We start from the raw sequence: 16311 nt of genomic DNA, 5'->3' as shown, positions 1-16311 counted from the left end.
CTAATGGTTTGCTCGCGGCCGCAGGCTCATGCCTGCGGCGCGGGTACCTCGACTTGCCCCAGCGCCTGGGCCAGTTGCCTGGCCTGGCGCTGTTCCCCCTCCCGGAAGGCCTGCAACTGCTGCCCCAAGGTTGGCGCCCCACTCAAACCCTTGCCTGCCTCGCTGAATGGCTTGCCACCGTTCAGCTCGTACTGGCCGCCATCACCCGGCAGCGTCTTGTCGAACAGATTGGCCAGGCTGCTGGCCCCGAATACGTTGGCGTCGCCGCCACCAAAGCCCAGGAAACCGGCCCCCGAGCCGTTACCGATGCCACTGTCGCCCTGCTGGCCGGCGAACACCTGGGCCAGGTAGCTGGGCGCCAATGCACCGTCCTTGATAAAGATATTGCCCAGTGGCGGCAGGCCTGCGCCCGCGCTCGGTACCTCGAACAGCGGCTGTGGCAGCAACGGCGACTGGTAAGGCGCGGTCACCAGCACCGGCGTCACCAGGACCGGCGTGCCCGTGCTGACCGGCACGGTTTGCGCCGGTGGGTAGGCGCGGAACTGCGGGTCGCCGTCGTTGGACTGCAAGGCCACGCCTTGCCCGGTGAAACCGCCAACCAGGGCGTTGCCGGCGCTGTCGGTGATGCCGGTGCCGCTGGCCTTGAGCGCCAGGGCCAGGCTGCCGGCGCCGGCCACGCTGCTGACATTGACCTGCCAGGTGCGGCCGTCGAGGCGCGTCAGCGACTGCAAGGTGCCGGTGGCGTTGCCGTTGCTCACCAACTGGAAGTCGTTCAGGTCGACGCCGTTGACGTTCTCGCTGAAGGTCACGGTGAACGACTGGCTGCCAGGCGTTGGCGAGGGGTTGGCCACGATCGAGGCCACCGCCGGCGGGGTGCCGTCGACGGTCACGCCACGGGTGTCGCCGACATTGTTCAGGCCCGGTGTCAGCGCATTGCCAGCGGCATCGCGCAGGCTCGCGCCATTGGCCGACAGGCCCAGCACCTGGATGCCGTCGCTGTCGTTGTCGCCGGCCTGGATCTGGTACTGGAACACCAGCGTCGGGGTGCCGGAGCCGGCCACGAAGTCGGCGTACACGGTGCGCCCGCCAACATCCAGGGCCAGGCGCGGCACGCCGTCGACAACCACGGCTTCGCTGGTGTTGACCACAAAGGTGAGCACATCACCGGTGTTATAGGGCACGCCCACCGGCACGCTGACGCTACCCACCGTGGGCGCGTCGCGGTCGATGCTGTACACAGCGCCGGTAAGGCCACCGACCAGTGCGTTGCCGGCCACATCGGTGATGCCCGTGGCGCTGGCGTTCAGGTTCAGCCCAAGGGTACCGGTGCCGCTGACGCCGCCGACGGTGACCACGTACACGCCACCGCCCAGCGCTTGCAGGCCGGTCAAGGTGCCGCTGGCCGAGCCACTGGTGGCCAGGCTGAAGTCGCTCAGGTCGACACCGTTGACCCGCTCGCTGAAGGTCACCGTGAAGCGCACGCTCTGGGCGTTGCTCGGCGACGGGTCGAGGGTGACGATACCTACCGCCGTCGGCGCCTGGGTGTCGACCAGCACCTGGTGGGTGTCGGCCACACCGTTGAGGGTCAGGTCCATGGCGTTGCCGGCGGCGTCGGTCAGGGTCGCGCCATTGGCGTTGAGCCCGGTCACGGTGACGCCGTCACTGTCGTTGTCGCCGGGCTGGACGGTGTACTGGAACACCAGGGTGGCGGTGCCCGCTCCGGCCACCAGGTCGGCGAACACCGTGTGCCCGCCGATGTCCAGGGCCAGGCGCGGCGAACCGGCCACCTGCACCGCTTCGCTGGCATTGACCACGAACACCAGGGTATCGCCGGCGTTGTAAGAGACGCCCACCGGGCCGCCGACACTGGTCACGCTGGGGACGCGGCTGTCGATGGCGTAGTTGTTGGAGTCGGTGCTGCCCAGCCCGGCGTTGCCGGAGGCCGTGCCGACCACGCCGGTGTTGTCCAGGGTGATCAGGTTGCTGGCGTCCTCGACAGGGCTGCTGGGCGTGAGGGTCGCGGTCCAGGTGATGCCGCCGTCGCTGCTGCTCAGCCCGCTCAGGGTGCCGTTGGCCACGCTCAGGTCGGCGAGGGTGAAGCCGCTCACCGCTTCGCTGAAGGTGATGGTCACCAGGCTCGACTGGCCGGCGCGCAGGGCGCTGTCGGCGACCACGACGGTCGCCGTGGGGACCACCGTGTCGATCATGTAGTTGGCCGACGAGGTACTGCCGACCCCGGCGTTGCCGGCCAGGTCGGTGTAGCCGCTGTTGTTCAGGACGATCAGGTTGGCGCCCGACCGCACCCCGCTGTTCGGGGTGAAGGTGGCGGTCCAGGTGATGCCGCCGTCGCTGCTGCTCACGGCGCTCAGGGTGCCATTGGCGACGGTCAGGTCGGCGTTGCTGAAGCCGGTCACCGCCTCGCTGAAGGTGATGGTCACCAGCGACGTTTCGCCGGCGCGCAGGTCGCTGTCGGCCATCACCAGGGTGGCGGTCGGGCGTTGGCTGTCGATGATGTAGTTGTTCGAATCGGTGCTGCCGGTGCCGGCATTGCCCGCGCTGTCCGTCACGCCGCTGTTGTCCAGGGTGATGACGTTGCTGGTGTCGGTGATGCCGGCGGCCGGAGTCAGGGTCGCGGTCCAGGTGATGCCACCGTCGCTGCTGCTCAGCCCGCTCAGGGTGCCATTGGCCACGCTCAGGTCGGCGGTGGTGAAACCGCTCACCGCCTCGCTGAAGGTGATGGTCACCAGCGAGGTCTCGCCGATGGCCAGGCTGCTGTCGGCCACCACGATGGTGGCGGTCGGGCGCTGGGTGTCGATGGCGTAGTTGTTCGAGTCGGTGCTGCCGACGCCGGCATTGCCGCTGCTCGCGCCGACCACGCCGCTGTTGTCGAGGGTGATCAGGTTGCTGCTGTCGGTGATGTTGCTGGCCGGGGTGAAGGTCGCGGTCCAGGTGATGCCGCCGTCGCTGCTGCTTACAGCGCTTAGCGTGCCGTTGGCCACGGTCAGGTCGGCATTGCTGAAGCCGGTCACCGCCTCGCTGAAGGTGATGGTCACCAGCGACGTTTCGCCGGCCCGCAAGGCATTGTCGGCGACCACGATGGTGGCCGTGGGGACCACGGTGTCGACCGTGTAGTTGGCCGATGAGGTGGTGCCGACGCCGGCATTGCCGGCCAGGTCGTTGATAACGGTGTTGTTCAGGGTGATCAGGTTGCTGAGGTCGCGCACCCCGGCGCTCGGGGTTAATGTCGCGGTCCAGGTGATGCCGCCGTCGCTGCTGCTCACAGCGCTCAGGGTGCCGTTGGCCACCGTCAGGTCGGCGTTGCTGAAGCCGGTCACCGCCTCGCTGAAGGTGAAGGTCACCGTGGTGGTTTCGCCCGCGGTCAGGGTGGGGTCGGCGATAACGATGGTGGCGGTCGGGCGCTGGCTGTCGATGGCGTAGTTGTTCGAGTCGGTGCTGCCGGTGCCGGTGTTGCCCGCGCTGTCCGTCACGCCGCTGTTGTTGAGGGTGATCAGGTTGCTGGTGTCGGTGATGCCGGCGGCCGGGGTCAGGGTCGCGGTCCAGGTGATGCCGCCATCGCTGCTGCTCAGCCCGCTCAGGGTGCCGTTGGCCACGCTCAGGTCGGCGTTGCTGAAACCGCTCACCGCCTCGCTGAAGGTGATGGTCACCAGCGACGTCTGGCCGATGGCCAGGTTGCTGTCGGCCACCACGATGGTGGCGGTCGGGCGTTGAGTGTCGATGGCGTAGTTGTTCGAATCGGTGGTGCCGGAACCGGCATTGCCGCTGCTCGCACCCACCACGCCGCTGTTGTCGAGGGTGATCAGGTTGCTGCTGTCGGTGATGTTGTTGGTGGGGGTGAAGGTGGCGGTCCAGGTGATACCGCCGTCGCTGCTGCTTACTGCGCTTAGCGTGCCGTTGGCCACGCTCAGGTCGGCATTGGTGAAGCCGGTCACCGCCTCGCTGAAGGTAAAGGTCACCAGGCTAGTGTCCCCCACACGCAGGGCCGGGTTGCTCACCACCACCGTCGCGGTGGGCTGCAGGGTGCTGACCGTATAGTTGCCGGAGTTGGTGGTGCCAGCGCCGGCGTTGCCGGCCAGGTCGGCCACCCCGGTGTTGCTCAGGGTGATGACGTTGGTGGCGTCCTGCACGTTGACCGCCGGGGTGAAGGTGGCCGTCCAGGTGATCCCGCCGTCGCTGCTGGCCAGCCCGCTCAAGGCGCCGTTGGGCGCCGTCAGGTCGGCCAGGGTGAAGCCGCTCACCGCTTCGCTGAAGGTGATGGTCACCGTGGTGGTCTCGCCGACGGTCAGGTTGCTGTCGGCCAGCACGATGGTCGCGGTCGGGCGCTGGGTGTCGATGCTGTAGTTGTTCGAATCGGTGCTGCCGGTACCGGCGTTGCCGGCAAGGTCGGCCACACCGGTGTTGTCCAGGGTGATCAGGTTGCTGGTGTCGGTGATGGTGTTCGATGGGGTGAAAGTGGCCGTCCAGGTGATGCCGCCGTCGCTGCTGGACACGGCGCTCAAGGTGCCGTTGGCCACCGTCACGTCAGCATTGCTGAAGCCGCTGACCGCCTCGCTGAACGTGAACGTCACCAGCGACGTCTGGCCGATGGCCAGGGTGGGGTTGGCCACCACGATGGTCGCGGTCGGGCGCACGGTGTCGATGGCGTAGTTGTTCGAGTCGGTGGTGCCGGAGCCGACGTTGCCAGCGGCATCGCTCACCCCGGTGTTGTCCAGGGTGATGACATTGGTCGCGTCGGTGATGGCGCTGGTCGGGGTGAACGTCGCGGTCCAGGTGATGCCGCCGTCGCTGCTGGAGACGGCGCTCAGGGTACCGTTGGCCACCGTCAGGTCGGCATTGCTGAAGCCGGTCACGGCCTCGCTGAAGGTGATGGTCACCTGCGACGTTTCACCAATGCTCAGGCTGCTGTCGGCCACCACGATGGTCGCGGTCGGGCGCTGGGTGTCGATGGCGTAGTTGTTCGAGAGGGTGGTGCCGCTGCCTGCGTTGCCGGCTAGGTCGGCCACCCCGGTGTTATCCAGGGTGATGAGGTTGCTGGCGTCCTCGACATTGCTCGTGGGCGTGAGGGTCGCGGTCCAGGTGATGCCGCCATCGCTGCTGCTCAGCCCGCTCAAAGTGCCGTTGGCCACGCTCAAGTCGGCGAGGGTGAAGCCGCTCACCGCTTCGCTGAAGGTGATGGTCACCAGCGAGGTTTCGCCGATGGCCAGGTGGGTGTCGCTGACCACGAGGGTCGCGGTCGGGCGCTGCGTGTCGATGCTGTAGTTGGCCGAGCTGGTGGTGCCGGCGCCGGCGTTGCCGGCCAGGTCGGTGACGCCGGCGTTGTTCAGGGTGATGACGTTACTGGCGTTGGTGAGGTTGTTGGTTGGGGTGAAGGTGGCGGTCCAGGTTCTGCCGCCATCGCTGCTGGACACCGCGCTCAGGGTGCCGTTGGCCACGGTCAGGTCGGCGTTGGTGAAGCCGCTCACCGCCTCGCTGAAGGTGATGGTCACCGTCGCGGTCTCGCCCACTTTCAGCGCCGAGTCGCTGAGGGTGATGGTGGCGGTGGGCGGGACGGTCTCGTGGATGGCCACCGACACCGAAGCCGCGCTCGAGGTGCCGCCGTCGCCATCGTTGACCGTGACCGACAGGGTGCGGGTGGCCTGGCCGATGCTGTTGGCGGCATTGCTGTTGTCGTAGGTGAGGTTGCGCACCACCGCCTGCACCGCCGCGGCGGTGGCGTTGCCGTTGAACGTCAGCACCAGGTTGGCGCCACCTGTGCCCCCGGTGTAGGTGCCGATGGCCACACCGCCATAGCTGACCGTGCCGCCGGCGACACCGATCTGCCCGGCGCCGGTGCCTTGGTTGCGGATGCCCAGCACATCTTCGCCGGCCACGCCGTTGCCGCTGACCGCCACGGTCAGGTTGCCGCCGGCAAAGTCCGCCGAGTCGCTGTCGGTGACCGTGGCATTGCCGCCGCTGTCGAGCAGCACGGCGCCGGCGCCCTGGGTGAAGGTCTGGCTGTCGCCGTTGAGGTTGGCGATCACCGGCGCGGCATTGGGCGGCTGGACCACCACCGACGCGGTGCGGGTGGTGCTGCCCATGTCGTCGTTGACGCTGACTGTGACGTTGCGGGTGCCGCTGGTGTAGGCCCCGGTGCTGTTGCCGTAGGCCACCACGGCGAGGATCGAGCGGTACTGGGCCAGGGTGGCCACGCCGCTGAGCGACAGCACCGTGGTGCCGGAGCCGCTGATGGTGATGCCGTAGCTGGCCGCCGTGGCGATCTGCCCGGCGCTGAGCGACAGGGTTTCGTTGCCGCCGTCGAGCACGCCGCCCAGGGTGAGGGTCGCGCCGCTGACCTGGGTGTCGCCGTCGGTCTGGGTGAGGCTGATGTTCGGCACGATGGCCACCGGGCTGCCGGTGAAGTTGACCGTGCTGTCGTTGCCACCGGTGCCGGTGTCCAGGTCGACCACCGGCGGCGCCGAGTACAGCACCTCGTAGGCACCGATGTCGACACCGCTGCCGCGAGGCCGGTCGAAGCCGCGCAGGTCGGTGGCCGGCGCGCCGCTTTGGGTGCCCTGGTCGATGGCGTTGCTGGCGGTGCTGGCCAGGCGGTAATCGCCGGCGCCGGTGTTGACGAAGTTGACCGAGGCGCCGATCAGGTTGGTGGTGCTGGTATAACCGCCGCCGACGCCGCCGTTGGTGGCGGCATCGAGGGCGGTGCCGTTGACGGTATTGCCGGTGAAGATGCTGTTCTGCACCGTCACCGTGCCGGCCTGGCCGCTGGCCCAGCCGAGGCCGCCCGAGGTGATGCTGCCGCTGCTGGTGTTGAGGAACACGTTGTTGGCCACGGTGCTGTTGGTGATGCGCACCGTGGCGCCGCTGTTGCCCAGCACAATGATCGAGCCGGCCGCCACCGTGCCGGTGGCGCCATAGGTGCCGGTGTTGTTGTAGATCGCCACGTTTTCCAGCACATGGTTGTTGGCCCCGCCCAGGCGCACCAGGGTCGACATGGCGGTGCCGCCGAGGATGCTGGTGTTGTTGTCGTGGATCGTGGTGTTGCGCACCACCACGGTGGACCCCAGCGTGGTCGCCGAGTTGATCACCGTGCCGTAGTTCTCCTGGAAGTTGGAGTCCTCGACCGTGATGGAACCGCTAAAGGCACGGATCGCGCCGCCGGCGATGTTGCTGGAGAAATATCGGAAATCCAGGTTGCGCACGGTCAGCACGCCACCGCTGTTGCTTTGCAGGCCCGACGCGTCTGCGCTATCGCGGATGCCGTTGTCATTGGCGTCGCCGCTGAAGATGATGTCGCCCTTGCCGTCACCGTCTACGTCACCATTGATGGTGATGTTGCTGGTCACGAGCAGCGCCGAGGACGTCGTCCAACGGATGGTCTCGCCTTTCAGGTTCTGGTGGAACACGATGATGTCATTGCCGCTGCCTGCGGCGGAGCCATCCACCGAGGTGTCGGTGTTCGCGGCCTGGATGGCTTCGGCCAGGGTCACCCCGCCATCGCCGGCCGAAATGAGCGAGGCGTTCTTGCTGGTGACGGTGATGGTCGCCAACGATGTGTTGAACGCCGACAGGTCGCCGCGCTGCACGCCCACGCCGCTGGCCACCACGCCGGAAACGGTCTCCAGCGCCCAGTCCTCGCCGGCGCGGTTGCCAGTGGAGTCGGACGAAGCGCCCACATCGGCGCCGCTGAGCCGTGCCACTTCGTTGACGAACAACTGGCCGTCGCTACCGGCCCCGGTGTTGCAGGCGAAGAAGCGGATGTCGCCGCCCGGCGCCAGGCTGGTGCCGATGCGGGCGAGGTCCGCGCCATGGCTGGCCAGCTGGTTGGCCCAGATGGCGTTGCCGGCCAGGTAGACATAGCCCTGGTCACCGTGGCTGATGATGTCGACCGAAGTGACGTCGCTGCGGCCGTTGAGGTAATCGGCGATCTGCTTGAAACCGTCTTTGCCATTCTCCAGCACCACCACCTCGACCCCGGCGGGCAAGCCGGCGATGAGTTTCTGGTAGTCGCTGACGGCCGAGTCGATGAACACCACTTCGTGGTTGCCCGAGGCTGCGGTGTTGGGCGCGGTGGCCGGTGCCGCTTCGTGGGCCGGCTCGTGGCTGGCGCTGTCGCGGGTGCTGGCCGCATCGCTGGCGGCGCTGGTGTCCTTGGCCACGCTGGCGGCCGCGGCGGCTTCGACCGCCTGGGCGCCCTGGTCGGCGACCACGCCCACCGAGGCGTCGAACATCATGCGCGGCTCCAGGGCCTGGATAAGGCTCGGGCGGCTCGTGGAAACGTTTTGTGTGTGGGTGTCCTTGCCGCGTTTCCAGAATGCCATGATGCCCTCGCTCAGCCCTGGGGCTGGTTGTGCGCGCCGTCCTTGCGAATGAGGACGGCCTGTCCTTGTTGGGAAATCCTGAACGGACGACGGGGCGCCGATGTGCGCCCCGCTGCCCTGCCTGCTGGTTGCCCGGCCTCAGTTACGGGACGGGAAGATCCCTTCGAGCGCGATGATGAAGTTGACGCCCAGGTAAGGGCTCTGGTTCGTGAACGGCAGGTTGCTCCCCTGGACCGTTACCGTGCTGGCCGGGACCGTGATGTTGAACGGCTTGAGCGTGGTGTTGGTGGCCGTGGCGGTGTAGATCTTGATCTCGGGCCCCGAGCCTGTGGTGTCGACCGACTTGGCCAGCACCGCACCGTTCGACGGCGTATCCAGCTCGGCGGTGCCGCTGGTGGCCGGGATGGCGACCGGCACCGTTGCGGCGGGGATGTTCAAGTTCTGCGGCACCATGTTCGCAAGCGTCAGGGTGTTCGTTGTCACCCCTCCCGCCTCGCCCAGCAAGATGTTGTCCGTCCCTATCCCTTGACCGGCATGGACGGGGCCACGGCCACGCAAGTCAGGCAACGCGAACGTGCTCTGGCCATTGCCACCGTAGGTGGTGCCCAGGATCGCGAACAACGCGGCGTTCTGCTGGATGGGCAGAATCTGTCCATTGCACAGGGCCCAGCCCCGAGGTGCGAAGTTGCCTGCGAACAATGTGATTTGACCCAGGAACGGCTCACTCATTTGCTGCTCTCCTATGACAACGCTACGTAGGCGGGCCCCATGGCCCGCTGAAAAAGATTCGCGAGACAGGCGCCTTCAGAGCGACCGGTCGACATGGAAAATCGCTTCCAGCACCGGCCGCCCATCGGTATCTGGGCCCACCGGCGTCATCATCAACAGCCACCCCTCCTCGCCCGGTGGCGACAGGCGGAACACCGCTTGCGGCAGCGCCGTGCCGACCGGCAGGGCGAATTCCGCCGCAAAGCGCTGGTGGCGTGGCGACATGGCCTGGCCCTCGGTCACCGCCAGCAATTGCGCCTCGAGCGCCTGCTCGTCGCTGACCCACAGCTGGAAGTGGCTGCCGGTGGCCTGTTGCAGTTCGTCGAACGTGGGCATGGCATGCATGGGGCTGATCCTTCAGGCACGAATGGCGGTGGTGAGCGCCGCTCGGCGCATTTTCAGAGAGAGGCCGGTTTCGCCGACCACCTCGAACCCGAGGCGCTGGTAGAGCTGCAAGGCCGGGTTGTGAGGGGTGACATGCAGGCCGGCGCTGAGCCCGTCGGCATCGGCTTGTGCCAACCACTGCTCGAGCAACCGGCTGCCGATGCCACGCCCGCACCAGGCGGGCAACAGGGCCATGTCGATGAACTGCACGTGGCTGTCCGCCCAGTGCAGGTAGGCGCGGCCGACGGGCTCGCCCGCCACTTCGATGACAAGGAAGTCGGCGCCGGCGAACTGGGCCTGGTAGTGGTCGTGCTGGGCTTGGAACTGCTGGTCGAGGAAGGCATCGATGGCGGCCTGCGGCCACGGCACCAGGGCCATTTCGGCGGCACGGGTGGTGCCATAGAGTGTGCGCAGGAACGCCCGGTCGGCATCCACGATGGGACGGAGGTTAACCTCGGGGGTGAACATCGGGTATGGCTTCCCTGCGTAAGGTTACCCCATGGTGAGGGGCGCACATCCAAGTGAATTGTCCTACACAATCTGCAGCAGCGTAGCCGAAGAGCAGGGCAAATAGCCACTACCTTGACAGGGTCTTTCCTATTTTTTTCTCAAACACCCGTTCGAGGTAGTTTGACGCCATTTCCTAGACGTTTCGCAACCGTATGGATTCCAACGCGTTGTAGGGCTGCTGGGCCCAACGGGTGACCGCCGCTCGAATTTCGTCGCTGGCCGCTTCGCGCTTGCGCTGGCTGTCGGCGCTGAAATTCATGGCCGGTTGCTTGGCATCGAAAGCCGCGACAGCGCGCAGGTTCGCCACTTCGCCTGGCTGGATGCCGAACAGCGACCCGAGGCGTCCCCAGACGGCGTCGGGCAATTCGCTGTAGTTCACGGCGATGGCGCCGTGGCGTTCACACAACGCTAGGCCAGCCGTAAGAATTTCGCCAATCATCCGGCAGGTGTATTCCACCGTGCCCATGGTTTGGGGGGCGGGCAGCAGGCTGTCCAGGCCCGACGCGCCGAGCAGCCCCGGCACCCGGTGCATGCCCGCCTGGCGCAGTTGCGAGACGACGATTTCCAGTGGGTCGCGGTAGAGAAACACTCGGGGCACGTCGGGATACAGCGCCGTCAGCAGCGGTGCGTCGAAAATGTTCCAGGCGTCGAGCTTGATCAGCAGTTGCCGCTCGTCACCCTGGCGGCGCTGGCCATAGGCCGAGCACAGCGCGCGCAAGGCCTCGGCTTGCCAGGTTGCGGCGGCCGGGTCCTGGCGCGCGGCGCGCAACAGGTTGTCCAGCGGCGGGGGTTCGGACAGCACGATGTTGCGGGCCTGGCTGGCCAGCAACTGGGCCACCAGGGTCGAACCACAGCGCGAGGCATGGAACACCAGGGCCGTGGGGTTCAGGCCCGGGCTACGCGCCTGCCAGTCGAACAGCGCCTGGACATCGGTTTCGCGGCGCATGGCCTGGTTGAACGGCAGGCGCAGCGCCACATCGGCATCGTCGCGGAAGAATGGCCGGGTCAGGCGCCGCTCGCCAAACCAGCACCAGTCCACCCGCCAGCCGGCGTCGCCTTGCCAGAGGCGAATGGGCAGCCAACCCTGGAAGTCCAGCGGGGTGTTCATGCTCGCCATTGATCGCTCCATGCCTGCTTGCCCCGGCGCATGGCGCCCAGGACCTCTGCGTCGGAAAAAACCAGCCCTTGCTCGGCGCCCAAGCGCACGGTTTCGGCGACGAATGCCCGAGGGTCCTCCAGTGCCTGTAGGCGTGTGGCCAATGCCAGCGACTCGGCCACCTGCTGACGAAACCGCTCGAATGCCTGCCCCGCCCTGCCCGGCTGCAAGGTTGGCGTGCGCGCCAGGCCTTCCTCGATCAATGCCAGCAGCCAAGGGTCGGCCGCGCAGTCGAGCACCAGGTGGATGCGCTCACCGGGGCCTGGGTTGTTGACGCGATGAGGTCGCGACAGGTCGATGAACCAGCACTCGCCCGGGCGCATCGGCACCTGCAGGCCGTCCACCAGGAATTCAACGCCGGGCGGGCTGAGCAGCGGGATGTGCAGGCGCAGGCAGCCACCAGGGCGGCCCAGGTCGGGGTCGCGGTGTTCATGGATTCTGGCCCCCTCCCCCAGGCGCAACAGGCGGGCGGCGCGCAATGAGGCCTGGAATGGCGCCAGCACCGTTTGCCAGGCCATTTCGCGCTGCCACCAGGCCAGGTTTTTCGGCGCCCCCAGGCCTGGAGCCAGCGGCAGCGGAGCATCTTCGGCGGTAACCAGCGCCACCCCGCTCCAGTCGCCTTCGTGGTAGTCGCGGTTGAAATGCGTCTGCCAGGCGTCCGGGGAGACTTGGGCCAGGGCGGGTAGCAGCGCTGGCAGGTCTATTGCCAGCGGGAGTCGGGAACATAACGGTAGTGGGACTTCGGTCATGGATGTTCCTTGGTGAGCCTTTTCATCGTGTGTTGGCTACCAGGCGCAGGGCGATAGCCTTGCGCCGCACTGGAGATCGAGCGCCGCACAAGCGGCGCTCTGTGCCACCAGCAGCGAGCCCCTAAAAACCACTCTCACGCACCCCCAGCGCCGCCAACCGCCGCCAGGCGGCCCCCAGCAGCGACTCCCGGGCGCCCGCGAGCACCACCACCCCACGCACCGGCTGGCCCACATCAGGCACCTCGGCCAACGGGCTCAAGCGCACACCGTACTGGGCCTGCACCGGCTCCGCGCGCTGCTGGCCATCACGCCGCACGGCCACTGGCCCATGACGGTCGGAGGCCAGCGCCTCCAGCTCCAGTACCGCCACCCCAGTGGCGTCCACCTGCTCCACCCGTACCGGCACTGCCGGCCGCGCCGGGTCATCGGCGATAAAACGCCCTTCACTGCCGGCCGCCACCCGCCACACGTCGGCCTCGGCCAGATAACCCCGCAGGCGCACGCCCGGCTCGACGATCCGCCCCAGGGTCTGGGCCGGGCTGACCCACTGGCCGGGCACAAGGTCGGGCGGCAGGTCACGCAATACCCCGTTGCGCGGCGCACGCAGTTGCAGGCGTTCACGCTGGGCCGCCAAGCCACGGTATTCGGCCACGGCTTCGGCCAGCTGCTGTTCGAGCACGCCGGCATCGCCTGCGGTCTCGCTGCGCCCGGCCTGGCGGCGCAACAGCAACTGCAAGATGTCGATCTCGCGACGCACGATGGACTGGCGCGATGCCAGGTCGGGCGACTCCAGTTCCAGCAGCAGCGTACCCTGGCCAACCCGCTGCCCCTCGCCCACCAGCAGGCTTTTCACCCGTGCCGCCACCGGCGCGTGCAAGGCGCTGACACGCGACGCCTCGAGCATCGCCGGCACGTCCACCGCGCCGCGCCAGGGCACCACCAGCACAGCCAGCAGCAGCGCCAGCCCGCCTGCGACCCGCAAGGTCTTGCCCGGCGCCGCCTGGCCACGGCGCAGCCACCACTGCTGCAACTCCTTCCACACCGGCAACCCAATGAACCACACCAGCTCCACCAGCATCAGGAAGATGCCCAGCACCTTGAAGAACAGGTGATACACCGCCAGGGCGATACCGAAGAACAGCACCGCGCGCCATAACCAGGCGCCGTAGCCCCACACCAACAGGCGGCGGCGCATGACGGCTGGCCAGGCTTGCGGGGCGGGTTCGCCATAGCCGAACAACGCTTCGCGCAGGCGCCAGCGGCACAGGGCGAAGGCGCGCTGCTGCAGGTTCTCCACGCCCCACAGGTCGCTGACCAGGAAGTAGCCGTCGAAGCGCATGAAGGGGTTGAGGTTGACCAGCAGCGTGGTGATCCAGGTGGCGCTGGCCAGCATGAACGCCGCCGTGCGCGCCGGGCCATCAGGCAGCAGCGACCAGGCCAGCAGCGCCAGCACCGCCAGCACCAGTTCGGCGAATACCCCACCGGCGTCGATCAGCAGCCGCGAACGCCGGTCACGAACTCGCCAGGCATCGCTGACATCGGTGTAGAACATCGGCAGCAGCACCATGAACGCCAGGCCCATGCTCTGCACCCGGCAGCCGGCACGCTTGGCCATGAAGGCATGGCCGAACTCGTGGCACAGCTTGGCGAACCCCAGCGCCACGCCGAAGGCAAGAATGCCGCCCAGGCTGAACAGGTGCGGAAAGGTGGCGATGAAGCGCGACCAGTCGCGCATCACCAGGAACACGCCCAACGCCAGCACCAGCGGCAGGGCGATGCGCAGCAGCCAGCCGCCATGGCGCTCGAGCAGCGGCCAGGTACGGTTGAGGAAGGCGTCCGGGCGCCACAGCGGAATACGAAAGAACAGGTACTGGTGCAGCACGCGCGTCCACAGGCTCTGCCGGGTGGCGGCGGCCTTGGTCGCGTAGCTGTCGCGCTGGCGGGCGTCCTCGGCGCTGATCAGGTCATGCTGGCCGAGGAACGACAGCAACTCTTCCAGCGCCTGCCCATCGACTGCCTGGCCGGGCTCGGCGTTGGCGGCGGCCAGCACCCGTTGCGGGTCGCCCAGGCGCCAGTGCTGCAACAGCCGCACGGCAGCGCCACCCAGCTTGAAATAACGCCCCCGCAGCGGGTCGGCCAGGGTCCATTGTGGCGCGCCGTCGTGGCCGGGCGCCGCCGCCGACAGCTGCAAGTCGGCCCGCAGCGGCGGCAGGCTCACAGTCCAAGCCCCTGGCGCAACGCCGCCAACGGCCGGCGCAGCAGGTAATAGACCAGCGGCGCGCGCTCGCCGTACAGCTTGGCGGTGCCGCGCAAACCGATGCGCGGCGGCGCGTCTTCGAAACCGGCATCGAGGCGGTAGGCCAACTGCCCGGCCGCGGTGGCCTGGGCCTCGTAGGCGGCGCGCTCCAGGCGCGCCGCGTGGCGGTGCAGCGGGTCGCTGTCGAGGAACAGCGCCACTTCGGCGCCAGGCTGCAAGGCGATGGCGTCGCCCACCGGCAGCTCCATGCGCAACTCGGCCAGCTGCGGGTCGGCCAGTTGCATCAGGCGCTCGCCGGTTTGCACCGGCTTGCCCATCCAGCGCTCGGCATCGGCGAACACGGCAATCCCGGCACGTTCGGCACGGATCTCGCTGCGCCCGAGCAGTTGGCGGGCGTAATCGAGCTCGGCGCGTTTCTGCTCCACGCGGGCAGCGAGCAAGTCGAGCCGGGCATTGGATTCGGCATCGCTGAAGGCCCGTTGCGTGCTGGCCTTGAGCTCGGCCTCGGCCACCCCGAGGGCGCGCTCGGCGACATCGGCCTGGGCCTTGAGCGTGGTGGCATCGAAGCGCACCAGCACATCACCCATGGCGACGGTCTGGTTGGGTTTGACCAGGAACTCGGCGATCACCCCGTCCAGCGGCGCGGCGACCACACGCCCCGCCCGCGGCACGACTTCGGCCGGTGCCAGCACCGATTGGCGCACCGGCACCAGCAACACCAGCAGCAACGCCCCCACCACCGCCAGCAAACGCCGCCTTGGCCAGCGCACGCGCCAGGGCCGAGCCGGGCGCAAGGCCAGCCAGGCGTGGGCGTAGGTGTCCCCCAGGTGATTCAGCAGGGCTTGCTCGGCTGGGTTGAACGCTTGATCACGGGCCAGCCACAGGCCGCCGAACATCTCACCCTGGCGATCCAGCAGTGGCAGCCAGTAGGCATGGGCGGCCGACAGCGACTGCCAGTCGGCCACGGCCTGGGCATCCAGCCGAGCGGGGTCGACGACAGCGGGCTGGCCCGCCACGCCAGCGGCCTGCAGGGTGTGGGCGGCGCGTTCGACGAACGCCACGAACGGCGCATGGGGTTCCACCACGCTGATGCCGGTCAGTGCCTGGACCTTGCCGGCAATCAGCAAGGCGGCATGGCGAAAACCGAACAGCGCCTGGCCATCGTTGACCATGGCATAGGCCAGTTGCTCGCTGCTCGCGGCCTGCCGGGCCTGGCGCTGCAAACCGAGGAACAATGCGAAGGCGTGCTCGGCCACGCCCGCCGCGACGGTCATGGCTGTTCCGGGAAGTGGGCGGTGCCGCTCATGCCGGCCAGCAACCCCTGGCTATCGCGGGGCAGCTCGCCGATCAGTTGCAGGGTCTGGCTGCCCTCGTCGATCCGCGCGCCCACGCGCTTGACCTGGGCCTGCAACGGCTTGCCGGTTTCATCGGGGACGAACTCGAACGGCTGGCCGGGCTTGAGCCGCCCCAGCCAGCGTGAAGGCACCAGCAGGTGGATTTCCAGCGAGCGGTTGTCCACCACCTCGATCAACGGCGAGCCGCTGGGCACGCTTTCATGGGGCTGGGCCCGGCGTTGCACCACCCGCCCGTCGAACGGTGCGCTGACCACGCAGCGCTTGATCTGCACCTGGTACACCTGGGCTTCGGCCTGGGCCTGGGCCTGCTTGGCCTCGGCCAGCGACACTTCGAACTGGCCGACCGACTTCAGCGCGGCCAGCTGGCGGTTGTGTCTGAGTTCTTCACTGGCGGCGCGCACAGCGGCCTGGGCGGCGTTGAGCTGGGCTTGATAGGCACTGCAGTCGAAGCGCGCCAGGGTGCTGCCCTGCTTGAAGTCCTGGCCGTCGGCATAGGGCATCTCGACGATGCGCCCGGCCAGTTCACTGGACAGCACCGCCTGGTCGCGGGCACGCAGCACGCCACGGGGGTTCTGCCCGCTGCTGGCGATATTTGTGGCGGGGGCGTCGAGCAAGGGGTCGGCGGGCGCTTCGCCGGCCAGCGCCAGCGGCAGGTGCAACAGACCCAGGGTCAAAGCCAGACAGAAACCGCGAAGCATGTTGCGCACTCCCTTGCGAGCTAGTGGCGGGAGTGTAAGGCAAAAAATGATGGCACGGATATATCACGCGAATGAAGATCCGGGGGGCAGTCTGGGGTAGGCGA

The 16311-nt window shown here is 67.9% G+C and carries 9 protein-coding genes; all 9 read right to left on the bottom strand.

Going from position 1 to position 16311, the window contains the following annotated elements; translation table 11 throughout:
- Positions 1 to 26: 26 nt before the first annotated feature.
- A complete protein-coding gene (locus IM733_RS22815) occupies positions 27 to 8330 on the bottom strand; it encodes an Ig-like domain-containing protein (RefSeq protein ID WP_248918584.1) in 8304 nt (2767 codons plus the stop codon).
- A 138-nt stretch (positions 8331 to 8468) separates the two neighbouring features.
- Entirely contained in the window at positions 8469 to 9059 is a 591-nt protein-coding gene (locus IM733_RS22810) for a phage tail protein (protein ID WP_248918583.1), read from the bottom strand.
- A 75-nt stretch (positions 9060 to 9134) separates the two neighbouring features.
- Complete coding sequence (locus IM733_RS22805) at positions 9135 to 9443, bottom strand: DUF6916 family protein (RefSeq protein WP_248918582.1); 309 nt, start codon at positions 9441 to 9443, stop codon at positions 9135 to 9137.
- 12 nt (positions 9444 to 9455) lie between these two features.
- Positions 9456 to 9950, bottom strand: a complete 495-nt coding sequence (locus tag IM733_RS22800) for a GNAT family N-acetyltransferase (RefSeq protein WP_248918581.1) — start codon at positions 9948 to 9950, stop codon at positions 9456 to 9458.
- A 175-nt stretch (positions 9951 to 10125) separates the two neighbouring features.
- On the bottom strand, positions 10126 to 11109 hold the full coding sequence (locus IM733_RS22795; RefSeq protein ID WP_248918580.1) for a sulfotransferase family protein: 984 nt from the start codon (positions 11107 to 11109) through the stop codon (positions 10126 to 10128).
- On the bottom strand, positions 11097 to 11897 hold the full coding sequence (locus tag IM733_RS22790) for an aspartyl/asparaginyl beta-hydroxylase domain-containing protein (protein WP_248918579.1): 801 nt from the start codon (positions 11895 to 11897) through the stop codon (positions 11097 to 11099). The genes IM733_RS22795 and IM733_RS22790 overlap by 13 nt, the downstream gene beginning before the upstream one ends.
- 121 nt (positions 11898 to 12018) lie before the next feature.
- Positions 12019 to 14115, bottom strand: coding sequence for an HlyD family efflux transporter periplasmic adaptor subunit (locus tag IM733_RS22785; protein WP_248918578.1), 2097 nt, complete (start codon positions 14113 to 14115; stop codon positions 12019 to 12021).
- Positions 14112 to 15428, bottom strand: a complete 1317-nt coding sequence (locus tag IM733_RS22780; RefSeq protein WP_248918577.1) for an efflux RND transporter periplasmic adaptor subunit — start codon at positions 15426 to 15428, stop codon at positions 14112 to 14114. The genes IM733_RS22785 and IM733_RS22780 overlap by 4 nt, the downstream gene beginning before the upstream one ends.
- Positions 15425 to 16207 carry an efflux RND transporter periplasmic adaptor subunit gene (locus IM733_RS22775; RefSeq protein ID WP_248918576.1) on the bottom strand — a complete coding sequence of 261 codons (783 nt, stop codon included), beginning with the start codon at positions 16205 to 16207 and terminating at the stop codon, positions 15425 to 15427. Before IM733_RS22775 ends, IM733_RS22780 begins: the two co-directional genes overlap by 4 nt.
- Positions 16208 to 16311: the final 104 nt, after the last annotated feature.

Origin of the sequence: Pseudomonas entomophila (assembly GCF_023277925.1) — a bacterium.
GTDB lineage: Bacteria > Pseudomonadota > Gammaproteobacteria > Pseudomonadales > Pseudomonadaceae > Aquipseudomonas > Aquipseudomonas entomophila_D.
Note: the sequence above shows the minus strand (reverse complement) of the source record. Positions and strands in the feature narration are given on the sequence as shown.